Here is a 22,224-nt window from a genome sequence, read left to right as displayed (position 1 = left end):
CCCGCTGACTTTTCCAACATCGCGGTGGAACATGCAGAGATCGACCAGGCCGTGCCGCGGCTACGGACCCGATTTTACGGGGTCTCCGATCAACTCGTATGTCGTCACTTCACGAGTTCGCGGATCTGCGGCGTCACTTGACCAGTCGGAATGTCGCTGCTGTCGCATGCCCTACGCGGACGCTGCGCTGTCGCGACCTGGAGGACAATCTTTGGCAGGCTGATCAAACCAACGGCGACGCGGAGATGCCGTATTGCTCACGAACCGGATGGCAAATCCGGCTTTTCGCAAGCCCGCAACAGTATCTGTCCGCACTGTCATGGATGAAACCAGCGAGGTCCAGAACTACGCCATTAATCGTGCATCGTGCGTCAAACTTGCGAAGGGCGCTAATCGCGTTAGCAAGACCCGGTGTTTATGATGTCAATCCCAGAAGAAGCGCGAGCAGCGCGATGCCGACTAGGCCGGCGACGAATACCCACCGCTGCCAACGCTTCCGCAGAATGATTTCACTCTGACGGACGTCTTCAGCAGAGAAGTCGGGGGCGGTTTATTTGTTTCATCTGGGTTCTGCCGCTTGCTCATCCGTAGCCTGCCTTTTCGGAGCTTCGATCAATTCAACAGTGCTGACCGTCGAAGGTTCCGGTGATCGGGACCGGCACTTCCGCGAATCGCTGCATATTCGGCATTGATCTGCATTTTCTGCAACCGGGCAGAGATGTGAACCATCACTGTGACTGGTTCTGTGCGGGAGGGGTAGGTGGCTGGCCTTGCGGCTCAGCTACATCGCGGCCGAATGGATTGATGATGTGCAAAATAAAAGCGATCACCAGAGCGGCAACAAGTCCGATGACGATATGTCGGGTGCGCATGAGCTTCCTCGTTTTGAAGCTTGCGCCGAAGGCTTAAGCCTTCAACCGGTCTCCCGTCTCGCACGCGAATAAGCCTCTTCCGCAGCCTTCTTGGCGGCCAGTTCATCGTCCGCATGCCCGGCCAACGGCGTATTGCGGTCAACGCTGTCGGGAATGGTGACGCGCCAACTCCACTGATGCTTTGCTGAAGGATTTTCGGTGTTTTTTGCAATCGAGCCGACATAGTCTCCGTCGACGGAAAGATGACGGATATCTTCCGCGCCTTCAGGCACGATCCATACGAAGACGGCAGCGTTCTCGTCATCAAGGTTCATCACACATCACCGCACAATTCTACTTATTGCTGCTTCGGCGCAGGTTTGATGCGATCGCGGTCGCCGGTCGAGGGGCTATAATACTCCGTTGCAATCAGTCAGTTTTTCGGCGTCCGACGTATTCGCTGATCGGGAATTGCCGTCCTTTGGGACGCGGTCCTGATTCTCCTGCTGATCCGGTACTTGACACCGATCCGGCTGATTGGGGACGCTTGGGCAAAAGCCGGTGCGCACAGAAGCCCAACGATGTAAGCTGTTGCGCCGATGCGTTTCGAGCAATCGACGACCTTGCTTGAATGGAGAGCATGTACCCTCCCTCTTTCACTTTTCGTGAAAACTCCTCGGAATAGCGAATGTTCCGAATGCCGCCGCGCGACTATCGGGGCGAGGCATTGCACTATTGTCCAGGTTAGCCAGTAGAATCCCCCATGCCGTGTCAACAACGGTTGATGGGTCCCTGCCGCAAGGTCTGTTGAACAGCGGAAATTCTCCGACGAGACAGGCTTATTTTGCGGAATTTAACGCAGGCTGCCACTCTGAAGAGTGAGACGCTCGCAGTAGGTCGGAACCTTGCGTCTGCCGATTCTTGTGGAAAGCGCGAGTACCGAGCTTATGACTGAGAAAGTTGCAGCTCCGCCTAAAAAGAGCGATCCGAAAGCACAGCCCGTCCGTCGTCCCGTTCCTCAAGATCCGGCGCCGAAGTCCGATGAACGCCAAAAACCACCTCGGGACACAAGAGATTCGCCGGCGCCAAACCCAAATGGCGACCCCGTCGACGCCCCCTCGTAGCGCGCCGAAGGCTAGCTGTCCTCCGGAAGCTCAGTAGCCATCTGAGATCAAGTTCCAGAATGAGTTGTCGTAAGACAGGATTTCAAAATCCGCCAGGGCGCGAAGCTGTTGGAAAGAGGTTTCGCAGGTCATCGGGCTCGCGAATCCGCGCTTCCATTCAAGGCCTTCCGGTTTTCTCCGCATAAGGCCACGTCAACTCCCGGCACGAAGTATTTCCTCCAGCCCGCCACAGGCGTGTTGCAGCGGAGAGCCGGGGTCCTTACAGAAAAGGATCGCTACAGCCCAATCACATCGTTAATTCTTTGCAGTCGTCCGGAACCTGGAGCGTCAAGGGACATTAACTGTTCAGGGTCATAGGTTCCCTGCGATTCTCCTGGTGACTCCTCCGACAGGGAAGCGAGCAGGTGAAACGCTCGGTCTTGTGCGAATGGAGGAAGTTATGGCCTACAGAGACATCGTTGTCTATTTGGACGCTGGAGCCGATTCTCCGGCCCGTGTGCGCACTGCCATCAACATCGCTGCCAAGCACCACGCCAGGCTGATCGGCGTCGACGTCAGCACGAAAGAAGCATTGAAGGGGGAGAGCCGTGATCTTGCGCTCGCGATTGAAGATGAATTCAAAGCCGCCGCTCAGAAGGCTGGCCTTGACTTCCAATATCACGCGGCACGGCCGGAGGCTCACAGCGCAGAGCAGCTTTTTTCCCATTGCGCGGATCTTCTGGTATCGACACAGCCGCACCCGGATCACCGCCATCTATCCAATTCAGCAATCCCCAAAGAAATTTTGGTGACAGCCGGGGTTCCAATGTTGGTTCTTCCAACGGGTTGGACTGGAGAAGGCGCAATCGGCGAGCAGGTGGTCATCGCCTGGAACTTCAGCCGCGAGTCAACCAGGGCCGTTCACGACGCAATGCCGATCCTCAAGGCCGCACGCAAAGTCTTCCTGTTCGTGTTTGCGAGCAACTACAGCGACAACAATGCTGACGTCCAGGAGATAAAGGGTCATCTCGAACAGCATGGAGTTAGGGTAGCCCTGAAAGGATGGCGGGACACGGGGGACAACGATTTCACCAGCGCGTTATTTGCCGGCCTCGACCGTGAGAACGCAGATCTTATCATCTGCGGCGCCTATGGCCACTCGCCGCTTTTCGAAGATATGTTCGGCGGTGCCACCCGCGATCTGCTGAATAACATTTCAATGCCGGTCCTGATGTCGCACTAAATCGCAGCCTTGCGGCTGGCCAATCGCACGATGAGTTCTTTGAGCACGCGACACGGCCTCGAAGCCAGTTCGTCGAGGGACGGGGTTCGGCAAAGTGCCTGCAGAGCATCACTATCTCAGCCAATTCGCTAACCGGCGGTTGGTTGGCAGCGTGGTAACGGGATTACTCTGTGAACAATCTCGTGTCGCCCTCGTTTTGTTTGCCGTAGTTGTGCAGCTCGCGTCCCTGCCGGTCTCCGAAATGGCCGCAACGACGGAGCCATAGTGGAGTTTCCACATGACGATCAGGTCTGTTTTTGCAACAGTCTTCATATCAATAGCCAGCGCCGCGAGTGGTGCCGATACGGTGGTGGGAACCTGGAAAACGGAAAATGGCGAGACGTCGGCGATCCAGCCCTGTGGATCGAATTATTGCATTGTGGCGAAGAGCGGGCGATATGCGGGCCAGCAGATCGGGTTTTTCTCACGTGCGGGCGATACATATACCGGCCGGCTCACAGATCCGAGGACAAAAACAACCTATAGCGGCAGGCTCATCGTGTCGGGAAACAGCCTCAAACTTCGGGGCTGCGCAACGAGAGTATTGTGCAAGACACAGACTTGGACCCGCCTGAACTGAGATGGCCAAGCGCGGCGGCCGCGCCGCCACAGTTCCTATCGCGCGCAATTTCGTTAGCAACGGAAACGGTGTGGCGTTTCTTGAAGTTGCCGCGGCGTCCATCAACGCCGTCGTTTTCGATGGTCTTTCTGGAAAATCGGACCGATGCATTTCGTTTTTGTTTTAGACCGCGGTGGCGGAAGCTTCTCCTTCCTCGTCAACCCTACGGCGATCCCTGCAAGAGAAGACCTCGATCTTGCCCTGTCTTAGCGACGGGCTCCCTTTCGCAAGGACAGTTCCGGCGCCACATCCGATTGTTGCCCCGCCGCCATATAAGCGTAGCATGATTAACCGGCCCCGATATGAACGGCCGGCCGCTTGGAAAGGAGTGCACGAACATGTCACTCTTTAATCTCCTGACTGATCTCGAAGACTAGGACATCGACACAGTTACAACCGTTGTCAGAAGCTGGTGTGAAACGCATAGCGTCTCACATGTGAGCGAGTACGGACGTGCTGCCATGACGGCGGCAGTAAATCGCGTGATAGCTGGCGAGAAAACACCTGAGTCGCTATATGAGGCGATGGCCATCGAGATGCACGTAGAACGGTATAAGAACCCCTTTGCTTAATGGCCGAGTCGACACGCGCCGAGCAATTGCGCCGACAGCGTGCGGGCAAACGAGCGCACTGCCGCTTTCGACGCCGAAAGGATCGTTGTGGTTGGCGTCCACCAACGCAATCTTCACATTGTGCTCGCCTGGCGGCAGACCAGCGATGTCGACAGCCCACCACCACGGCAGGTCGTCGACAATCACGTGCAAGTGCCCGATACGTGGAGACGCGTGGACGGCTCCGTCCCCGAAGACGGGCACGATGTGCAGGGTCTCCACTCGGTATTGAGCCCGGAAGACGCCCTGCGCCAAGCCTTCTGGAAGCGGCGCATCCACGACGAGCCTGGGTGCCCGTTGAAGCTACGTGCTTTCCTGGATTTCTCGGTGCCGAGATTGAGGGAGCGCATCTGCAAGTAGCCAGCACTTAGTACAAGGTAACCAATATCGTGTTCGAAGGCATGGCCAAGGCTGAACTCGAGGAGCAAATTGCGGGTGGTTGGAGGCTTTCGCTTCTCCGAAATCGAGAACCAACGCGATGTGTAGCGGAGTCAATGAAGCCGCCGTTGTGCGAATGGCAAACCCGACCGCGGACCAGGTCGTTCCGAACGGAAGCGGGGGGAGGGCGTCGTGCCAACGTGACGGCAGCTCGACTGATGGGCCATTGTAATGCGGGATAATCCAGTGGAACCGGCAAGCATTCTTGTCGCCAATGGCACAATCCGAGAAAGCCTATTTGGCAAGTTGGTGGTCATACGAGGTACCCCGAAATGCCATCCCACAGCAGTTTCACCGCGGTCACGACCAGCAACCCGTAGCAGATGCGGTAGATCTGACGCTGGTCCAGGACACCGTGAAGCCGCCAACCGAGTGACACGCCTGTTGGAACGGCGAACAGACAGACCGCCATCAGTTCCCACAGACCGGCTGTAGGATTTACCAGCAACAGCCAGGGAACCGCCTTGGTCGCGTTACCGACAGTGAAGAAGAGGCTAGTCGTGCCCGCGTAGATGTCCTTGGTAAGGCCGAGGGGCAGGAGATACATCGCGAGAGGCGGCCCGCCGGAATGCGCGACCATGGTCGTGATGCCAGACGTCAGGCCGGCAGCGATCGCCTTGGGCGTCGAACGCCGACGGGTCGTTGCCTCGCCGCCGTTCATCAGCCACAGGCCGACAAAGATCAGCGTGATCGCCGCCATCAGGATCGCGATTACGCGGTGGTCGAGGACCCGAAACAGCAGGTAGCCGAACCCGATGCCGAGCAAGAGCCCCGGCAGCAGAAGCACCAGATCCGGCTTCGACCATGTCGAGCGCCTGAAGTAGCGCAGAGCATATAGATCCATTGCGATGAACAGGGGAGCGAGGAGTCCTCCGGCCGTGACGGGATCCATCACAAGCGATAGAAGAGGGATCCCGATAATGGCGAAGCCGCCGCCGAACGCTCCCTTGAGGAAGCAGATCAGGAACACGCCGGCGAAGGCGACGAGGATCGTGGTAGCTGTCAGTTCCATGCGACCTTCCTCCGAAGAGGACGCGTGAGAAATCCTGGAGGCGGCGCTGACACGCTTACCGACGCGTATGGAACGTCGCGCGAAGTTCCTCGGTCAGGAGCCGCGGCTGTTCCCAGGCTGCGAAATGCCCTCCCTTCGGAAGTCGGTTGTAGTGGATGAGGTTCGGATAGGCCTTGCGGGTCCAGCTTTCCGGCGCGGTGTAGATCTCGTCGGGAAAGGCGCTGACGTCCACCGGCAGTTCGATGCCCTTGGGCTGGAAGAAGGCGAGCTTGCTCTCCCAATATAGTCGCGCGGAAGAGACCGCGATGTTCGTCAACCAGTAGAGCGTGATGTTGTCGAGGATGTCGTCGCGCGTCAGTCCTTCGTGCGCGCCGTCGAAAACGCGTGATCAGATCGCGGCTTCGGTCGTCATGGTCCAGCATCCAGGCCGCCAGTCCGATCGGGGAATCCGTCAGCGCGTAGAGCGTCTGCGGCCGGTTCGCCATTTCCTGCGCGTAGCCGAGCCCGTGCATATAGAAGAAGGAGGGCTGCTTCCAGGCATAGAGTTCATCGGTCGGAAGACCAGCGGGTACCTGCCCGTCGGGCAGGGTCGTGGCGATCTCGTCAGGAATGGTGGCTGGCATGTTGGTGTGGATGCCGATCAACCCGGCGGGCTTCATGAGCGCCATCTGCTCGGTGACCGCGTTCCCCCAGTCGCCACCCTGAGCGACATATCGGGCGTAGCCGAGCCGCCGCATCAGTTCGACCCATCCCCGCGCGATACGCTGGGGATCCCATCCGGTGGCCGTCGGCTTGCCCGAAAAACCATATCCGGGAAGCGAAGGAATGACGACGTCGAACGCATCCGTTTCGGTGCCGCCGTGGGCAGTCGGGTTGGTGAGCGGGCCGATGATCTTGAGCTGCTCGATGATCGACCCTGGCCAACCGTGGGTGATGATGACGGGCAGCGCGTTGGCGTGCTTAGAGCGCACGTGGATGAAGTGGATGTCGAGCCCGTCGATCTCGGTGATGAAGTTCGGCCAGAGATTGAGTCCGGTCTCAGTCTTGCTCCAGTCGTGATGATGTGCCCAGTAGTCCGCTAGCTTCTTCATGGTCGCGAGGTTCACGCCCTGTGACGCGTCCTCCACAGTCTCACGTTCCGGCCACTTCGTCGCAAGAATGCGGGGGCGCAGGTCGGTAAATTCCGCTTTCGAGGCGTGGAATACGAATGGCCGGATCGCGGAAGTAGCAGGGGCAGTGGCTGCACCTCCCGCTTTCGCAGTGGATCCCAGCGGCACGCTCAATGCGGTTGGCCCGACCATTGTCGCGGCCAGAAACCCGCGTCTGCTCATGGTGTGATGTGTCTTGCTGTTCATGATACTTCTCCGATCGCGCAGCAAACAGCGTCGGCTCGAACTGCCGCGCGCAAAACAACGATGTTGAAGAATTGCCCTACGGGCCGGCCTCGCTGATCGAGGTATGTCACTATGATCGCATCAGGGCCGTGTCGCATCACCTGTACCATCGTTCAGGTGGGGATCTACTTTCAGCTATGATCCGGACGCGCCTGCGTTTCTCTCCGGGCCATGAGGCCATAGGCCGCCTTCTCGATCTCAGATCGCGCAAGGCCGATGTCTTTGAGTGCGTCGCCATCAAGATCGCGAAGCCGGGCGACAGCAGACCGACGAACTGCGCAGCGTACGATCGCGGCCCATGCGGCTTTGACGATGCGCGGGGGCGACCAAAGGCTCCTTGTCACCTCCGGTCGGCTTATGATCCAGATACTTTCAGACATCTCTCGTCTCCAATGCTCCTCCGCACCGGCGCTGCGGCGTCCGGAGGCTTGTTTTGAGTTCGGCGCGCCTCAGATCGCAGGGCGTGGCCGCATCAGGTACAATGCATTTGATGTCGACAGAATGTTCCGATATTCTGCTCAGTGCAATCAAAACATTGAACTCGGAGCAATAATGTCGAAGTCCGAATATCTGAAGCTGGCAGATGTCGTCGCCGCCGAGATAGCGAGCGGCAAGCTAAGGCCCGGCGATCGTCTTCCGCCGCAGCGGAGCTTCGCCTACAAGCGCGGCATTGCCGTCTCGACGGCGAGCCGCGTCTACGCAGAGCTGCTGCGCCGTGGCCTCGTTGTCGGGGAAGTCGGACGAGGGACCTTCGTCTCCGGGGAAGCAAGGCGCGGCATCGCAGCTCCAGGTGAACCGCGTGGCATCCGGATTGACCTGGAGTTCAACTACCCGATGCTTCCCGAGCAGACGGCGCTGATCGCGAAGAGCCTCCGAGGGCTGGAACAGCCAGCCGCGCTGGATGTCGCGCTTAGACAAGGGACCAGCATCGGCACGCCCGTCATGAGGAGCGTTGCAGCCGCGCACCTCTCCAAAGGCACATGGTCCGTCGACGCCGACCAACTGGTATTCACCGGCAACGGGCGGCAGAGCATTGCCGCTGTTCTCGCAGCCCTCGTCCCTACGGGCGGTCGCTGCGGAGTGGAAGCTTTGACGTATCCCTTCATCAAGGGCATCGCGTCGCGGCTCGGAATATCGCTCGTACCGCTGGCGATGGACGAAGAAGGGATGCGGCCTGACGCCGTGCAAAAGGCCCACCATGAAGCCCATCTGTCGGCTATCTATGTCCAGCCGTCGATCCAGAATCCGTTGGGTATGACGATGACGTCGGCACGCCGTATCGATCTCCTGCGCGTGGTCGACGAACTCGGCCTTCCTGTTATCGAGGACAATGTCTATGCCTTTCTCGACGACGAGCCGCCGCTGGCAGCCCTTGCTCCCGACACCTGTATCGTCATCGACAGCCTGTCGAAGATGGTCGCACCTGGTCTGACCCTCGGCTTTATCGTGCCACCGCATCGCATGCGGGAAAGCGTCATGGCGTCGGTGCGTTCGGGGGGATGGACTGCGTCTGGATACGCCTTCGCGGCCGCGGAGCGATTGATGGGCGACGGCACCGCGGCCGAGCTCGCCAAATTGAAGCGGACCGACGCACACGCGCGTCAGAAGCTGGCAGCCGAATGTCTGTCAGGCTTCGACATACAGTCTCACGCGGGCTGCTATCACCTGTGGCTGACGCTGCCGACCCATTGGCGCTCCCAAAGTTTCGTTGCCGCGGCAGCCAGGCGCGATATCGCACTGACGCCTTCGACGACATTCGCGGTCACGCCTGGCCACGCTCCGAACGCGGTCAGGCTCGCACTGGCGGCACCGGCGATGGACCAGCTCGAAGTTGGCTTGCGCACATTGGCCAGGATGCTTGATGCCGAGGAGGTCGATTTCGACTCGACGGAATGAGGGTTCGCATGCGACCCATGTCGCTCACAAAGGCCGGGCAGAGGGCTGGTTTGGGGATCACTGACCACGACCGGAAGCCATCGATGCTGGTCGGTTACGACAGTTGGAAAATCTGGCGGATGCGATCGCCAAACGTCATTGCTTCTGAGCCGCGAGGAAAAGTGTCAGCCGATTGGAGGCGTTCTGCCTCAAGTCGGCGTGACAGGACGAGGCCCAGTTCCTCGGCGAGGGCCGGGCGGTCACGCATAAGGGCGGCAAGTGGATCCTGCTTGATCTCGTAGGCGATCACGAATGTCAGCGCGCGTATGGTCCCAGGTGCCGGCGCACCCGTCAGCATTCCCTCTTCCCCGAAGCAATGTCCTGGAGAAAGGCGCAGAAGCTCCGTTTCATGATTGGCTTCCTTCCTTGTGATCGAGACGACGCCGTTTCGTATCAGCATCAGAGAGGCCAGCCTCGTTCCTTGTTCTGCGATGATCTCGTCCTTGCGATAAGTCTGGCGCGTCATGCTCGCCGCAAGCGTCTCCTTCTCATCTTCAGTCAAGGGCGAGAAGAGGGGTATAGCGTTCAAAAGCCGCCACGCGGTGCTTGGATGCTGCCGATATGCGGGATCCGGGTCTGGAGCCACGCCGGCCGACGCCGACACAGCGAGCGGTAACCCGGCAGCCTTGCAATGCCGGAACACAAGGTCATAGATCTCGTTTGTCGCGATGGGAATGTGTGCCCTATCTCGTACTCGGCAGGTAAGTTCTACTTCAACAGCCTCACCATCGAGAGCCTTTATCGTTGCCGAGGGTGTGGGGGAATCGAGAATGTTATTCGAAGCAAAAAGAACCGTCCTCATGACCTCCGCGACTGTGGCGGGCGGTGCAGGTGTTAGCCTCACCTTGATCGATATCCCATGGCTCTCGTCAGGACTGCTGAGATTCGTGACGTTGGCTTTCGCCAAGCGACTGTTGGGGACGGCAATCAGATCGTTTGTGCCACTGAGAAGATGGGTGGCACGCCAATTTGTTTCGATCACACGGCCCTCGACGCCATCGTCAAGCACGATCCAGTCGCCGACCGAGTAGGGACGCCCGAGATTCAATGCGATGCCCGAAAAGACGTCACTCAAGGTGCTTTGCAATGCAAGACCAACGATAATCGCGAACACCCCCGAAGTCGCGATCAACGTGCCCACGGGAATGCTGAAGACATAGGCAATAAGCGAGAGGCCGGTTCCGAGGTAGATGAGGCCGACAACCAGGTCCTGGAGCAGACGTGCTTCCCGTGGTTTTCGCTCGAATATCAGAAACAGGCGAACCGAGCTGATCAACACCATGGCGCCGCCTATCCACCAGACGGCTTTGGCGAAGCCGATGAAGATCCGCCGGGACACATCGTCGGCCTGTGTATCAGGCGCGTAGGGTCGGATGCCGTAGTGGAGTAGGAGAGCGGTCAGCGCAATCAGGAAGACGATGTGAGCGATGAGCCGCCACATCGGGTGTCGGCGAAACACAAACCGGCTGAACACCAACCCGGCGACGGCCAGCCCGAAGAGTTGAGCGATAGGGTCGCTCCAAAGCGGTAGGTTCATGGTCCTGTCCAAATTCGCAGGTGAGCTCAACTGGCTCTGCAACAGACTCTGAGAGCCTCTCTGCTGGGGTCAGATAAAGCAAGGTCTTTCTCGACGTTGAGCTGCGCTGCGATGGCACTGAGCTTGGTGTGCCGGAACTGTCGAAGAAACCACCCGGCGAACTGTGGGATCGAGCCGAGGAACCCGGCCGACCATCAGCGATATGGTGGTCGAACTCGCGCTAGGCGCGGACGCCCTGGACGAAGAGCCGTTCCATTCTGCCGTTCGAAGGACAGACGGCCGGGCCCGCCAGTATATGATCGAGTCCGCGGTTGCCGGGGAGGATAGCCATCAGAGATTCATCGCCAAGACTACGTCTATTCCCCTCGCGGTCATCAACGGAGAAAATGATCCGGCGATCAGTCTGGACTACATCGACAGCATCGATTTCGCGAATATATGGGAAGGCGAACCAATTCGCATCCGGGGCGCCGGAGACGGTGTCCACCGAGAGAAGACGGAGAAGTTCAATGAGATCCTCCTCCGCTTTGAGGATTTCGTGAGGTCGCGATCCAGCCTTGTTCTCGAAGGAGGCGATTTGGGCGGCGGAGGATGGCTGAACTGAACCAAGCGGCAGAGATCACTCTTAGGAAGGATCTGTTACCAATGAACGGGGTCCCGACAGAAGCCGAGCTAGAAGCCGCGCCCATCCTTGAGGGGTGGGTGCTTGAGAGCCCGTCCGATAGCAGGCCGTGGCTCTACGGCTGGTTTTTCGGCCACCCGGAAATCGACGATGGTGACCACGGGCACACGGCTCCCGTCTTAGATATGGATCGAGGGAGCCCCGCCCGTTGGGCGAGGACGGAGAGCCGCCTGTATCGGCTTGGTTTATCCTATCCCCCGGCCGAGCGAGAAATCCGCTATTGGGCGCAAAAGCTTCGTAGACGCCGTCATCTCCCATTGGGAGACGCGCCCGGAGGTGGGAACGACATCGATGCCATGATCGCGTTCATCCGCGAGGAGAAGCCCTTCCGAGAGCAGAAGCTGACGCGCATGGAGCATGCCTACCGGGAGGAACAAGAGCAAATGGCCGCTGGGCGATGAGATGCCGGAAATCGATGGTGCCAAAACGTTCTGCGCGAGGAAGACGGATTACCGCGGGAGGGTCCGTTTGACGGAGGCTGTCGTGAGCACTTCGTATCGCGACCTACGTATGCGGCAACAGACCGACTGGCAAAACGGGGTTATTTTGGCAGCTCCGTTTATCGGCTCGACAGCATTGGAAGCACGGGACGTATCCTCTTGTAATCCGGATTGACCATCCATCTCTCCTGGGTGAAATACGCTCTCGTACGAGTCTGCTCGTTGGAGGTCTGGGAAAGGACCAGGGTGAAATCGTAACTGTTGTCGTGGCTCCGTTCTCGCGTGAACTCGAAAGATGCACCGAAGCGCTCGGATCGGACATCCAAGAGTTTCTGGATCGGGACGAGCGTGTCCTGAAAGTCTCCCCACTGTGCCTGGCGGACCAGAACCTCGAAGATGCGCATAAGGGACGGATCGAGGCTTCCTTGATCGTCCGTCGTCGGCCCTACAATTCTACCACTGATCTCAAGGACCTCTCCCCACGCGTTCCCGCGAACGCGCAGGAAGGTCGAGCGTAGAGGACGAACCTCGTCTCGTTCGTAAATTCGCTGAAAGTAGCATTCGTAACTCACACTGCGCATGGAAGCGGCGCGCCACTCTGTCGCCTCAATGCCGGCGTCTCGAAACGCTGCACAGATTTGGGGTCCGGAAATCCGCCAGGTGCGGGTGAACTGGCTGGTCAGTTCAGAAATTGGAGCCTCGAAAAGGCGCGCTTCATTCAACGTGGATGATCGTGAACCGACGGGCTCCGCAATCGCATCCGCAGTCGACTGAGAGGACAGGGCCTCATTGTGAACAACCGGATGTGCGCTGCCTGTCACGAGATGGTGCCAATAGGGCGCGCTCGACAGTGCAACGACACCTATGATTGCAACGCAGCAGAGCCCCACGAGGAGCGCTATGCGACTTTTGATCCAGAGCGGCAGGGTTGTTCGACTTCCTGAAGTCTGGTTTCCCAAATCCAATACCGTCTTCAGCGCGAATGCGAGGTCGCTAACATAGCAGTGGTTGAAGGCCTTTGGAAGTCATCGGTCAGCGAGCTGCACTGACACAACGCGATTAGCGTAACTTGCTGGAGTGTGCAGGTGTAGGTCGGCGAGGAGTCTTCCTGCTGGTTATAGAGCATGCCAGTGGTGGGATAGTCGGCGGCGGCCAAGGCGCTGGATGCAACGAGACCGAATAGGCAAGCAGTAATCTCATGAGAAGCCCTCCGTGCGCATATTTGCAGCGGGCCGAAGGGGATTGCAATGGTCATCGCCGCGGCAACTTCCGAGGGTTCCTGATATGAAGATACAGGACCCGCAGAGCCGATCACCAGCCTTCCCTTGGAGCGCTTTCCGTGCTCAAACGCCAAAGCACTGATCGAAGACACATGACCATCAAGACGGAGACGGTGACGGAGCGTGTGGTACGACTTTCAGAGGAAATGGCATTCCCGGCCACTGAATGGGAAGCGAATATGTTGGCGGAAGTTCTCACGTTGCCTCGTGTTGTCGTTACCCGTCCGTCCAGACAATACCTCCTGAGCATTGGTATGATCCCGTACGGCTGTCATATCAGTTGCGCCGAATACCTCGCACGCGACCCCGAAGGTCTGACCCGGCACGTTTGGGGGTGGATAATCCATGGATCTCATCCTTCATTCCGTTGTTGAGCGGGACGGACAATGGCGCTGCCTAACTCCGCAACTGGTCGAGGCGCCACCGCAGTTCGTCTTCATTCCCGACTCGGCAATCGAGTGGGTGGAAACGAGCGATGGATCCGAGCGCGAACCCTTCCGGAACGGAACCAGGCTCCCTGATGCGCTTCGGAAGTATCCCGAGGACCATATTCGCATGAGAGATCGATTTCGCGAGCTGATCGAGTCGGGAATATCGGTGCTCGACGCCCGGTCAATGGTCGACACGACCCTGGGAGCTGAGCTCAGCACAAAGCCAGGTATCTAATTCCAGGCACTAATCGAAGGCGACTGAAAGACGAATAGAAGTCACATCCTCCGTCACCGAAAGCGTTTGGCGCGGTCGCAACCCCTGGCAGAGCGTCATCGATCACTACCTGGCGGGCGCTTCGATCCGCGGTCTGGCGAGCATCGAGCTGCGCAGAGCGTCTTCGCCACGATCAGCACTTCCCGGCTTTGAAGCCTGCCTGGAGCGAAAGCAAGCGCGGAAGCGACGGTTCTGAGAGACCGTAAGGCCATAGTGAGTTGCGGCCGCAAGCATCCCCACGATAGCGCCGTAGTTGACGAAGAAGCCCAGCGTCGATTCATTGAAGTCCCACATGTCGAGCGAGTAGCTCAACATCAGCTTGGACCCGAACGCCATCTCGGCGGAACTCCTCGCGCCCCATGCCACGATGACGACTACCGCTAGCCGGAGGATTGCAGTGCGGCAAGCATTCTGACTGGAGATCCCGACAAGTCCCCGGCAGACATTCATCACAATCTGCCAGCGTGTCCCAAGATGGAGGGCGACGATCAGCAGCACCCAGTATCCCGTGAACATGTGGATTTCCCGGACGGCAAACGCACCGCCGAGCGCCGCGTAAGGGAAGACATCGCGAGATATCAGAAGGCTGGTCACGAGCATGATAATCATTGCGATTGCAAGGCAGACGATCGTCACCAGGTTGATGACGCGAACGGCATCCATCTTCCGCTTCGCAACGCTGCCAAACCAGCGCCGATTGAAGACGTTGTGCGCGATGACCAATGCAAACAAGGCGGTCCCGAAAAGCTCGTGCGAGAGATTGTCGAGCCACCAGTAGGCAAGGCACGCGACAATCAGCCCGACCTCGATGAAATCAAGGATCAGGCGGACGCGGAAGATGCCGTTCATTCGAATTCGAACCGCCGCATGTCGTTGAATGTGTACAGGAAGTCCCTGTCGGACCGCGACGTATGGCACCGCTGGCAACGGGCCGTGTTCTCGTCCATGTTGATGGTGCCGTCCGGCTTGAACCATTGAAACTGCCAGTCTTCGGTGCGGCGGCTCTCGTCGTAGTCCTGTCCCCAGCCTTCGCCCTTCTCCATGATGAAGTAGCGGAAGCTCTTGCCCTCGCGGTAGTCAACCAGTGCGACATGGGTGCCATTCGGGATCGGCTCGCCGCGCTTGACGGCCTCGATCGCCTCGCGCGTGGTCATGATATGCTCCGTCACCTCGCCACGCTCGACGGTGGTGTAGTGGATGAGCTTGTCAATGTCCGGCATGGTTGTCCGGGTTGGTTCGGCGTGGACCTGTACGCCGACGAGGATCACGGCGCTTGCCACGAAGGCGGCTGCCCCGATCGTATGGATGATCCTATTCATCCGCATCTCCGTTGCTCGGGCCATATTGCTCGTCGGTCACATGTTCCATCCAATCGACCGTCTTTCCATCCAGGGCTTCCGCGATGGCGATGTGCGACATCGCTTGCTCCGGCGAAGCGCCGTGCCAGTGCTTCACACCGGGAGGAATCCACACGACGTCGCCAGGCCCGACCTCCTGGATGTCGCCATCCCAGTGCTGGACGCGTCCCGTTCCTTCCGTAACGATCAGCGTCTGGCCGAGAGGGTGCGTGTGCCAGGCGGTGCGGGCGGCGGGTTCAAAGGATACGAGGCCGCCGCCGACTCGGGCGGGCGGCGAGGCCTGGAAGCGAGACTGCACCTTGACGGAGCCGGTGAAGTTCTGCGGAGACCCTGCGGTGGCGACCTGAGAACCGGAGTGGGTGACCACGACGGCACGATCAGGTTCGGCGAGAGCTGCCGAGGCGCTGAAGGCCATGGCGGCGGTGAGCATCGATCTGGTGTTCATGGACTACTTCTCCGCAAACACATCTTTGGCGATTGCGACGGCGGAGACGCCACTCGGCCATCCTGAATAGAACGCCATGTGGGTGATAGTTTCGACGATTTCCTCCTTGGTGAGGCCATTCTGCAGCCCCAGGCGGATATGAGAGCGAAGCTGATCGGGACGATTGAGCGCGATCAAAGCCGAGATCGTCACGAGGCTCCTGTCGCGTTTGGATAGCTCGGCGCGTTCCCAGATGTCGTTGTAGAGGACGTCATCGGTTAGTTCCGCCAGTTTCGGCGCGGTGCCACCCATCAACTGCTGAGCTCGAGAGGTCACGGGGCTGTCCTTTGCTTCGCTATTTGACTGGGCACAGACAGCGCCCGGCAGCGCCGCCACGACTATGCCGACGGTGAGGAAAGTGTTCAGGAGCAGATGCTTCATCGCGTTCCACCTCAGACCAGCGTTCGGTTGAAAAATGGTGTCAGCTTGTCCAGCGCCGACTGGACATACTCGGGAACCCAGTAGGTCTCGATGTGCTTCGCGCCCTCGATCTTGAAGAGTTCCTTGTCCTTGGTGCCAGTGGCCTTGGGGAACGCGTCTTCGGTCATGTAGAGAGTGTCAGCGTCGCTGCCTGCGATCATCAGCAGCGGGACGTCAATCAGTTCGATCTCGTCCGTCGCATCCCATCGCATCAGGTCCATCAGGCTGCTCATCGTATACTTGAAGGTCGAGCCGGGATGGGAGTTGGTGCGCCAGTAGTAGTGATAGCCCTGACGATAGAGATCGAATGGGAGGGCATCGATCTGCGCGTCCGTCAGATTGGCGTCTCCCGCATAGAGAACCTCACCGCCGGCGGCCTCCTGGGCACGGGCGGCGGGTGCCTGCTGCAACCGCTTCTGGATCGAATCCATCTGCGAGTCCTGGAAGCCATTGCGGCGGACGCGTCCCGAATTGAACATGCTGAGCGTCGCTACGGACTTGAATCGCTTGTCGGTCTTGGCAGCAGCCAGCGAGTAGCCACCGCCGCCGCATATACCGAACAGTCCAAGCCGTGCGGTGTCGACGCCGGGGAAGCCACTAATGAAGTCGGCCATCCCATGGATGTCCTCGATGCGGTACTGAGGCTTGTCGACGCTCCGTGGTGCGCCGCCGCTTCCCCCTTGATAGGCGGCGTCGGCGGTGATCGTGATGAAGCCCCGTTCCGCCAGACGCTGGGCATACAGGCCTGTTGTCTGTTCCTTCACGCCGCCGTTCGGATGCGCAAGCACGATTGCAGGGTACTTCTTCCTGGGATCGTAGCCGGCCGGGGTGTAGACGTTGGCGACGATGTCCAGGCCGTTGAGCTTGTACTTCACCGGATGGATATTGACCTTGCCCGGCTCGTTCCTGGTGATCGCACCATCGTAGACGAGGGTGAAAGGATTCTGCTTGTAGTCGGCTGCGACAGCCTTGGTGGTTGCCATGGTTGAAACTCCTAACATTGCCCCGGAGATGAAGAGGGCGGATGCTCCGAGGAACTCACGTCTCTTCGTGTTGATGATTTCGTCGGTCATCGTAGGTATCCTCAGTTTGTCGGACGTGCGCGGGCGCGCTGCCAGGTCAGTCCAGCTTCTTGTCGGCGAGGAACTTGGAGACCTGATCGGCGATCTCGACATTGTTCAGGTCCGACATCAGGAAATGCGTGCCGCCCTTGATGCCGATGTCCGGCAGGTGGACGAGCGTCGCGTCGCCGCCATGCTTGTCGACGGCGGTCACCCAGAGCTTCGCCATCGCCAACCGGACACGCCAGTTGTCCTGTCCGCGCTCGGCGGTGGGCTCGGTCGGGAAGTTGTCGCCGTAGTAGATGACGATCGGCAGGCGGGTCAGCTTCTCGAAGTCGGCCGCAGGAACGGCCTCGCCCTTGAGCGTACCGGCGGCACTCGGCATGTCGGCCGGGACCTCGCCTTCGGGGAAGATAAAGCCGCTACCCGGCTCAAGCGCCACGATGCCCTTGACGTTCGGGTTCTTGATCGCCGTCAGCCATCCCGGGCCGCCTGCCTGAGAATGCGTGAACAGGATTCCAGGTCCCGTCTTGTCGAACAGCGCCGACAGGGCATCCGAGATCACGTTGGCATCGAAAGGTCCGGTGTTCGGGGTGACGGAGCGGAAGAACTGGTCGAGCGCCGCCGGATCAGGGGAGAATTGTACGTTGCTGAAGTAGTTCGGCCACTTGCCGATGCGGAATTGGTCGAAGAAGAGCTCGTCGTAGGGCGTCGGCTCGATCGTCGTGCCGACCGTGCTGTTGCCAGCGCGGCCTCGGCGCGGCTGGTCCACGACATAGGTCGAGTAGCCGCGCCGGAGGAAGATGTTCTGGAATCCTTCGCGGCCGTCCGGTGTCGTCTCCCAGCTACGTCCGGATTGATAGGCTCCGTGGAGCATGACAATCGGGAGCGGCTTCGGATTCTGCGGAGCCTGATAGAATACGTAGGCGTGGTCGCCGTGTAGGGTTTGGCCTTCGGCTGTCGGCGCGTTGTTGTTGTAAGTCCCGGGTGTGGTCGTCACTGTGCCGCCGACCGCGAAGCTGCCTTGCTCCTGTATGACCAGGGGTTCAGGCTTGGTGACGTCGGAAGCCGAAACCGGCATCGATGCTCCCAGACCACACAGAAGTGTCAGTGCGGTCGCCAGCGTTTTGAATTCGGGTCTCATCATACTCTTCTCGAGGATTGCGATGAGAAACGATATCCCGAGTAGGCTGACAGGATTAGTCGCCGCGAACAGGATGGGGTTATTAGCTGTCCTAATCAATCACGAATTGTTGATTACTTTTTCGATGATGTTCGGAGGGCGCATCGGCCTCGAAGTCCTGGAAACAGCGCTCAAGAAGCTGATTGCTTTGCGTACGGCGCAGTTCCGCTGCCACAGGATTGTCCAAATTACAAAGTTTGCGCTCTTGTACTGCCATAGGACTTTCACGCACCTCCGGCGACCACGTCAAGTGTCTGGAGATATGCCTTGGAAACCGATACGCCGACGCTGGCCGAGCCGACGAGTCGAGCACTTGCATTCGCTGAGCGGAGGGGATTCAAGCTCGCGGTGTTTGGCCGGACCGTCGCAGCGTCGCTGATGGCGGGGGCAGCGCTATGGGGCTACTACTATCCGAACGATCTCTGGATCGCTGGTCTGTTCTTAATGTTCGCCGCAATCGGCCTCCTGCCGTTGGCCGCAGTCGACACACGCTACGAAATCGCGGCACGGTTCGCGTTCTTCGCAATGGGCGCGCTGTTGATCTCCGCTGTCATAACCTTCGCGCCCCTCAGCAGTGGGGAGGAAGTCCCTCAAAATCTTGTCTTTCTGACAAGCAGGGTTGATTTCTACTACATCGTCATTGCCGCATCGGTACTGACTCTCTCGCCGCGGCTCCAGCTTTTGTGCTAGGCCACTGCTCTTGATCGGCAGCCGCCAAAGGTTCAACGAAAAGAAGACAGGCACTCGTGAGGCCAACGCCGATCGCGAGCGACAGGACGTGTCTTTGCAGCATGATTTCTCTCCTTCGATATATCCGAAATGCTATCTACGGATCGCGCCGGAAACCTGCGGGGTCACAGCCGGGATTCGGACAGCAATCTCGGCCTTTTCAGGTAGAAGCAATCAGATTTCGGTGAGTCGCGTGAGGTCGGGCTTAGGTCCGAGCTCAAGAGCTACGAAGAAATTTATACTACTTTAGCGCGTTTAGGTAAACTGATCAGTTTCATGATGTCACCTTCTAAGAGCGTGGCGATGGTCGTCCCTGTCTGGCCACCTCCCTCGCTTCTGTTGCCGAGTGAAGCGCGAATTTCGGCTCCCAATCGCGGAAACTTTTCGCCCCATAACGGCGACCATTCTGAAATTTCGACCTTCAGTTTCGTCACTCCGATGTTATTTGAATAGGGTCTCTGGCACCCGCACGGACTACCGCAATGTCTGCTCCTGGCGGCGCAAAGCAGACAGAGGCATTTGACTGCTGTAGGCCCAAGCTAGGTCGAGCATGAACGGCAAGAGCGGCGGTTGCTACGCGTGAAAGAACGCTATCCTCGGAAGCGAAGCGCATCGACGACAGCCGCGAATGCCGGAGAGGTATGCCTTCGATTGGGGTAGTACAGATGATAGCCCGCAAACGGCTCGCACCAGTCTTCCAAAACCCGGATCAAGTCACCCCTGCGAACCGCGGCCACCACTTGGTCCTCGGGCATATACGCCAGACCAAGTCCCCGTAGGGCGGCTTCGCGACGCATTCCCATGTTGTTGAAGACGAGCTGGCCTTCGACCCTGACCTTGACCTCATGCCCGTCCTTTTCGAACTCCCAAGGAAATATATTTCCATAGGTGGGCATGCGAATCTGGATGCAGTTGTGGGCTGTGAGGTCCTGGGGTGTCTCGGGCCACGGATTGCGCTGGAAATAGGATTTCGACCCCACGACGGCCATTCGCATCTCCGGTCCGATCTTGACGGCGATCATGTCCTTCGCGACCTGCTCGCCAAGCCGAACACCCGCGTCATAACGCTCCGCGACAATATCTGTCAGCCCGTAGTCGACGGTAATCTCAACATTGACGTCTGGGTAATTTGGAAGAATTTTTTCTAACGCGGGAGCAAGAACGGAGATCGCGGCGTGTTCACCCGCAGTGATGCGCACGGTTCCGGCAGGTTTGTCCCGCATCTCGCTGAGTGCCAACAGTTCGGTCTGGATTTCATCGAACCTCGGGCCCGCCGTCTGAAGAAGGCGCTCTCCGGCAGGCGTCGGCGAGACGCGCCTGGTCGTCCTTGTCAGCAGCCGAAGACCAAGCCGCTCCTCGAGACCGCGCACAGTCTGACTGAGCGCCGATTGGGAGACGCCGAGTTTTACGGCCGCCCTGGTAAAGCTTTCCTCGCGCGCCACCGTGACGAACGCGACCAGATCGTTGAAATTCTCCTGCGGCATTCATTAGGTATCCTTATAGCTTCATCCCGATTAGTGCCTCTAATCGAAATGGTCGGCAAGGAATATCTTGCCAGCATCGAAACCGCAGCTTCGTCGTGGAGGACGGCCTTGCAAAGCGCAGAACGGACGAGTGATGCCTATCGAACAATCGACCACCTCCCATTCAAACAAGACCGCCATCCTCGCCATCATCCTCATCAGCTATGTGATGATCGTCCTCGACATCTCGGTCGTGCTCACAGGGTTGCCCAAGATCCATCACGAACTTGGTTTCACAGATGCTGGGCTTGCCTGGGTGCAGAGCGCCTACACGCTGACTTTCGGGGGTTTTCTTCTGCTCGGAGCAAGAGCGGGTGACATCCTCGGCCGCCGTCGGATGTTCATGGTCGGCATGGCGATCTTCACCTTGGCGTCAGTCGCGATCGGTGCCTCGCAATCATCCGCATGGATGCTTGCCTGGCGAGCCATCCAGGGGCTGGGTTCGGCCATTCTCGCACCCTCGACGTTGGCACTGTTGCAGACAAATTTTGACGAGGGCGAAGAGCGTATCCGGGCGGTGTCGCTCTACAGCGCCGCGGCGGGTGTTTCCGCCACCGTTGGGCTGATCGCCGGCGGCCTTCTCGCCGACTGGCTGTCGTGGCGTGTCGGCTTCCTGATCAACCTGCCGATCGGGATAGCGATGATCCTCGCGGCGCGCGCCTACATCCCTGAAACAGGTAAGCGACCAGGTGCGTTCGATGTCCCGGGTGCGCTCACATCGACAATCGGAATGAGCGCGCTCGCCTACGGGTTCATTCGCTCGGCACAGGCGGGCTGGGATGCCATCACCGTCGCTATTCTCCTTTCCTCCATCGTCCTCATTGGCCTTTTCGTTCTGATCGAACGTCGGGCGCGGCAGCCCATACTTCCGCTCCGCCTGTTCTCTGACGTGGAACGATCAGGCGCCTACGGTGCGCGCGTCCTCTATCTCGCCGCGATGGTAGGGTTCTTCTTTTTCACGACGCTCTATCTGCAGGAAGTCGCCGGCTTCCGCCCCGCTCTCACGGGCCTGGCTTTCGTCCCCGCGACGATCCTGCACGTTCCGATCGCGATGATCGTGCCGCGTCTCATCCGCCGCTTCGGCCGCAACACGATTCTCGTCGGAGGAATGGTCATCGGCATCATCGCGATGGCCTGGTTGAGCCGGGTAGGCGTGGGATCCGATTACTGGACCGCCGTTGCTCTGCCGATGATCCTGATCGGGATCAGTCAGGGTCTGACGCTCAGCCCCCTTACATCCGCCGGTGTGGCCCGTGTGGATCATTCAGATGCCGGAGCTGCCTCTGGCGCGGTCAACGTCGCCCACCAGATTGGAAGCTCCGTCGGTCTCAGTGCCCTTATAGCGATTGCGGGGATTAGGTCGGCCGGCCTCAGCGGGGCGGATCTGACCGCCTACCGCGTCTCGCACGCCTTCGACGCTGGAACGGTCATGCTGATCCTAGGGTTTCTGATCACACTGACAACCATTGTCCGGTCGGTCGGTAAGGCTAACTCGGCAAAGCTCGATGAAGCCAATACTGCCTGCGCTGCCGATGCCTGACCATTCATAAGCTAGGGACATGCGGTCCTCGGCGTCT

General features: G+C 59.0%; 23 protein-coding genes and 1 pseudogene. 8 read left to right on the top strand and 16 right to left on the bottom strand.

Features of this window, described 5'->3' with window-relative positions; all coding sequences use genetic code 11:
- Positions 1-728 precede the first annotated feature (728 nt).
- Positions 729-872, bottom strand: coding sequence for a hypothetical protein (locus BSG20_RS36705; RefSeq protein ID WP_167371618.1), 144 nt, complete (start codon positions 870-872; stop codon positions 729-731).
- Between the two features lie 41 nt (positions 873-913).
- Complete coding sequence (locus BSG20_RS29305; protein ID WP_072381009.1) at positions 914-1,186, bottom strand: hypothetical protein; 273 nt, start codon at positions 1,184-1,186, stop codon at positions 914-916.
- A 1,228-nt stretch (positions 1,187-2,414) separates the two neighbouring features.
- Here BSG20_RS29305 and BSG20_RS29300 point away from each other — a divergent pair.
- On the top strand, positions 2,415-3,197 hold the full coding sequence (locus BSG20_RS29300; protein WP_072381011.1) for a universal stress protein: 783 nt from the start codon (positions 2,415-2,417) through the stop codon (positions 3,195-3,197).
- A gap of 277 nt (positions 3,198-3,474) precedes the next feature.
- Positions 3,475-3,816 carry a DUF2147 domain-containing protein gene (locus tag BSG20_RS29295; protein ID WP_072381013.1) on the top strand — a complete coding sequence of 114 codons (342 nt, stop codon included), beginning with the start codon at positions 3,475-3,477 and terminating at the stop codon, positions 3,814-3,816.
- Positions 3,817-4,367: 551 nt separating this feature from the next.
- Here BSG20_RS29295 and BSG20_RS37850 read toward each other — a convergent pair.
- The 4 genes and pseudogenes from BSG20_RS37850 to BSG20_RS29275 form a co-directional block, all read right to left on the bottom strand.
- A complete protein-coding gene (locus BSG20_RS37850) occupies positions 4,368-4,745 on the bottom strand; it encodes a DUF6130 family protein (protein ID WP_072381015.1) in 378 nt (125 codons plus the stop codon).
- Between the two features lie 412 nt (positions 4,746-5,157).
- Positions 5,158-5,916, bottom strand: coding sequence for a sulfite exporter TauE/SafE family protein (locus tag BSG20_RS29285; protein WP_072381018.1), 759 nt, complete (start codon positions 5,914-5,916; stop codon positions 5,158-5,160).
- Positions 5,917-5,971: 55 nt separating this feature from the next.
- Positions 5,972-7,217 (bottom strand): annotated as a pseudogene (locus BSG20_RS29280) (epoxide hydrolase family protein).
- Between the two features lie 224 nt (positions 7,218-7,441).
- Positions 7,442-7,690 carry a YjiS-like domain-containing protein gene (locus BSG20_RS29275; protein WP_083540022.1) on the bottom strand — a complete coding sequence of 83 codons (249 nt, stop codon included), beginning with the start codon at positions 7,688-7,690 and terminating at the stop codon, positions 7,442-7,444.
- Positions 7,691-7,862: 172 nt separating this feature from the next.
- Here BSG20_RS29275 and BSG20_RS29270 point away from each other — a divergent pair, with 172 nt between their 5' ends.
- The gene (locus BSG20_RS29270) at positions 7,863-9,206 is read left to right on the top strand and encodes an aminotransferase-like domain-containing protein (RefSeq protein WP_072381020.1); all 1,344 of its coding nucleotides are present in this window, start codon (positions 7,863-7,865) and stop codon (positions 9,204-9,206) included.
- Between the two features lie 94 nt (positions 9,207-9,300).
- Here the strand turns inward: BSG20_RS29270 and BSG20_RS29265 are convergent, their stop codons facing one another.
- Positions 9,301-10,782, bottom strand: a complete 1,482-nt coding sequence (locus BSG20_RS29265) for a mechanosensitive ion channel domain-containing protein (protein ID WP_072381022.1) — start codon at positions 10,780-10,782, stop codon at positions 9,301-9,303.
- 205 nt (positions 10,783-10,987) lie between these two features.
- Between BSG20_RS29265 and BSG20_RS29260 the strand changes: the two genes are divergently transcribed.
- Together BSG20_RS29260 and BSG20_RS29255 are read left to right on the top strand one after the other, a co-directional pair.
- Positions 10,988-11,386, top strand: coding sequence for an alpha/beta fold hydrolase (locus tag BSG20_RS29260; protein ID WP_143147545.1), 399 nt, complete (start codon positions 10,988-10,990; stop codon positions 11,384-11,386).
- Positions 11,374-11,865, top strand: a complete 492-nt coding sequence (locus BSG20_RS29255; protein WP_072381026.1) for a DUF6634 family protein — start codon at positions 11,374-11,376, stop codon at positions 11,863-11,865. Before BSG20_RS29260 ends, BSG20_RS29255 begins: the two co-directional genes overlap by 13 nt.
- A gap of 158 nt (positions 11,866-12,023) precedes the next feature.
- Here BSG20_RS29255 and BSG20_RS29250 read toward each other — a convergent pair whose 3' ends face one another.
- Complete coding sequence (locus BSG20_RS29250; RefSeq protein ID WP_244541469.1) at positions 12,024-12,794, bottom strand: DUF6030 family protein; 771 nt, start codon at positions 12,792-12,794, stop codon at positions 12,024-12,026.
- Between the two features lie 735 nt (positions 12,795-13,529).
- On the opposite strand from BSG20_RS29250, the gene BSG20_RS37845 reads away from it, so the two are divergent.
- Positions 13,530-13,850, top strand: coding sequence for a hypothetical protein (locus BSG20_RS37845; protein WP_244541468.1), 321 nt, complete (start codon positions 13,530-13,532; stop codon positions 13,848-13,850).
- A 105-nt stretch (positions 13,851-13,955) separates the two neighbouring features.
- On the opposite strand, the gene BSG20_RS29230 is transcribed toward BSG20_RS37845, so the two are convergent.
- The 7 genes from BSG20_RS29230 to BSG20_RS36695 all read right to left on the bottom strand — a co-directional run bounded on the left by BSG20_RS29230 (position 13,956) and on the right by BSG20_RS36695 (position 18,612).
- On the bottom strand, positions 13,956-14,738 hold the full coding sequence (locus BSG20_RS29230) for a DUF4405 domain-containing protein (protein ID WP_083540023.1): 783 nt from the start codon (positions 14,736-14,738) through the stop codon (positions 13,956-13,958).
- Positions 14,735-15,208, bottom strand: coding sequence for a cytochrome P460 family protein (locus BSG20_RS29225; RefSeq protein WP_072381032.1), 474 nt, complete (start codon positions 15,206-15,208; stop codon positions 14,735-14,737). The genes BSG20_RS29230 and BSG20_RS29225 overlap by 4 nt, the downstream gene beginning before the upstream one ends.
- Positions 15,201-15,692: a (R)-mandelonitrile lyase gene (locus BSG20_RS29220; protein ID WP_072381034.1), complete on the bottom strand. Its 492-nt coding sequence runs from the start codon at positions 15,690-15,692 to the stop codon at positions 15,201-15,203. The genes BSG20_RS29225 and BSG20_RS29220 overlap by 8 nt, the downstream gene beginning before the upstream one ends.
- 3 nt (positions 15,693-15,695) lie before the next feature.
- Entirely contained in the window at positions 15,696-16,112 is a 417-nt protein-coding gene (locus BSG20_RS29215; protein ID WP_072381036.1) for a carboxymuconolactone decarboxylase family protein, read from the bottom strand.
- Positions 16,113-16,123: 11 nt separating this feature from the next.
- The gene (locus tag BSG20_RS29210; RefSeq protein ID WP_072381038.1) at positions 16,124-17,224 is read right to left on the bottom strand and encodes an alpha/beta hydrolase; all 1,101 of its coding nucleotides are present in this window, start codon (positions 17,222-17,224) and stop codon (positions 16,124-16,126) included.
- A gap of 46 nt (positions 17,225-17,270) precedes the next feature.
- On the bottom strand, positions 17,271-18,293 hold the full coding sequence (locus BSG20_RS29205) for an alpha/beta hydrolase (protein ID WP_208611013.1): 1,023 nt from the start codon (positions 18,291-18,293) through the stop codon (positions 17,271-17,273).
- Between the two features lie 154 nt (positions 18,294-18,447).
- Positions 18,448-18,612 (bottom strand): hypothetical protein, encoded by a 165-nt coding sequence (locus BSG20_RS36695; protein WP_167371620.1) that lies wholly within the window; start codon positions 18,610-18,612, stop codon positions 18,448-18,450.
- A 50-nt stretch (positions 18,613-18,662) separates the two neighbouring features.
- Here BSG20_RS36695 and BSG20_RS29200 point away from each other — a divergent pair, with 50 nt between their 5' ends.
- Positions 18,663-19,085, top strand: a complete 423-nt coding sequence (locus BSG20_RS29200) for a hypothetical protein (protein ID WP_072381039.1) — start codon at positions 18,663-18,665, stop codon at positions 19,083-19,085.
- A gap of 629 nt (positions 19,086-19,714) precedes the next feature.
- Here the strand turns inward: BSG20_RS29200 and BSG20_RS29195 are convergent.
- The gene (locus BSG20_RS29195; RefSeq protein ID WP_072381041.1) at positions 19,715-20,608 is read right to left on the bottom strand and encodes a LysR family transcriptional regulator; all 894 of its coding nucleotides are present in this window, start codon (positions 20,606-20,608) and stop codon (positions 19,715-19,717) included.
- 133 nt (positions 20,609-20,741) lie between these two features.
- On the opposite strand from BSG20_RS29195, the gene BSG20_RS29190 reads away from it, so the two are divergent.
- Positions 20,742-22,187, top strand: coding sequence for an MFS transporter (locus BSG20_RS29190; protein ID WP_072381043.1), 1,446 nt, complete (start codon positions 20,742-20,744; stop codon positions 22,185-22,187).
- Positions 22,188-22,224 lie beyond the last annotated feature (37 nt).

This window comes from Rhizobium tibeticum (assembly GCF_900110205.1).
Classification (GTDB): Bacteria; Pseudomonadota; Alphaproteobacteria; order Rhizobiales; family Rhizobiaceae; genus Rhizobium; species Rhizobium tibeticum.
The sequence above is the reverse complement of the archived record's forward strand: the minus strand, read 5'-3'. Positions and strand labels throughout refer to the sequence as shown.

What these genes read in the sequence shown, in the direction of transcription:
- BSG20_RS36705 (WP_167371618.1), bottom strand. Translation starts at nt 872, where the DNA reads ATGCGCACCCGACATATCGTCATCGGACTTGTTGCCGCTCTGGTGATC.
- BSG20_RS29305 (WP_072381009.1), bottom strand. Translation starts at nt 1,186, where the DNA reads ATGAACCTTGATGACGAGAACGCTGCCGTCTTCGTATGGATCGTGCCT.
- BSG20_RS29300 (WP_072381011.1), top strand. Translation starts at nt 2,415, where the DNA reads ATGGCCTACAGAGACATCGTTGTCTATTTGGACGCTGGAGCCGATTCT.
- BSG20_RS29295 (WP_072381013.1), top strand. Translation starts at nt 3,475, where the DNA reads ATGACGATCAGGTCTGTTTTTGCAACAGTCTTCATATCAATAGCCAGC.
- BSG20_RS29285 (WP_072381018.1), bottom strand. Translation starts at nt 5,916, where the DNA reads ATGGAACTGACAGCTACCACGATCCTCGTCGCCTTCGCCGGCGTGTTC.
- BSG20_RS29275 (WP_083540022.1), bottom strand. Translation starts at nt 7,690, where the DNA reads ATGTCTGAAAGTATCTGGATCATAAGCCGACCGGAGGTGACAAGGAGC.
- BSG20_RS29270 (WP_072381020.1), top strand. Translation starts at nt 7,863, where the DNA reads ATGTCGAAGTCCGAATATCTGAAGCTGGCAGATGTCGTCGCCGCCGAG.
- BSG20_RS29265 (WP_072381022.1), bottom strand. Translation starts at nt 10,782, where the DNA reads ATGAACCTACCGCTTTGGAGCGACCCTATCGCTCAACTCTTCGGGCTG.
- BSG20_RS29255 (WP_072381026.1), top strand. Translation starts at nt 11,374, where the DNA reads ATGGCTGAACTGAACCAAGCGGCAGAGATCACTCTTAGGAAGGATCTG.
- BSG20_RS37845 (WP_244541468.1), top strand. Translation starts at nt 13,530, where the DNA reads ATGGATCTCATCCTTCATTCCGTTGTTGAGCGGGACGGACAATGGCGC.
- BSG20_RS29230 (WP_083540023.1), bottom strand. Translation starts at nt 14,738, where the DNA reads ATGAACGGCATCTTCCGCGTCCGCCTGATCCTTGATTTCATCGAGGTC.
- BSG20_RS29225 (WP_072381032.1), bottom strand. Translation starts at nt 15,208, where the DNA reads ATGAATAGGATCATCCATACGATCGGGGCAGCCGCCTTCGTGGCAAGC.
- BSG20_RS29220 (WP_072381034.1), bottom strand. Translation starts at nt 15,692, where the DNA reads ATGAACACCAGATCGATGCTCACCGCCGCCATGGCCTTCAGCGCCTCG.
- BSG20_RS29215 (WP_072381036.1), bottom strand. Translation starts at nt 16,112, where the DNA reads ATGAAGCATCTGCTCCTGAACACTTTCCTCACCGTCGGCATAGTCGTG.
- BSG20_RS29210 (WP_072381038.1), bottom strand. Translation starts at nt 17,224, where the DNA reads ATGACCGACGAAATCATCAACACGAAGAGACGTGAGTTCCTCGGAGCA.
- BSG20_RS29205 (WP_208611013.1), bottom strand. Translation starts at nt 18,293, where the DNA reads ATGCCGGTTTCGGCTTCCGACGTCACCAAGCCTGAACCCCTGGTCATA.
- BSG20_RS36695 (WP_167371620.1), bottom strand. Translation starts at nt 18,612, where the DNA reads ATGGCAGTACAAGAGCGCAAACTTTGTAATTTGGACAATCCTGTGGCA.
- BSG20_RS29195 (WP_072381041.1), bottom strand. Translation starts at nt 20,608, where the DNA reads ATGCCGCAGGAGAATTTCAACGATCTGGTCGCGTTCGTCACGGTGGCG.
- BSG20_RS29190 (WP_072381043.1), top strand. Translation starts at nt 20,742, where the DNA reads ATGCCTATCGAACAATCGACCACCTCCCATTCAAACAAGACCGCCATC.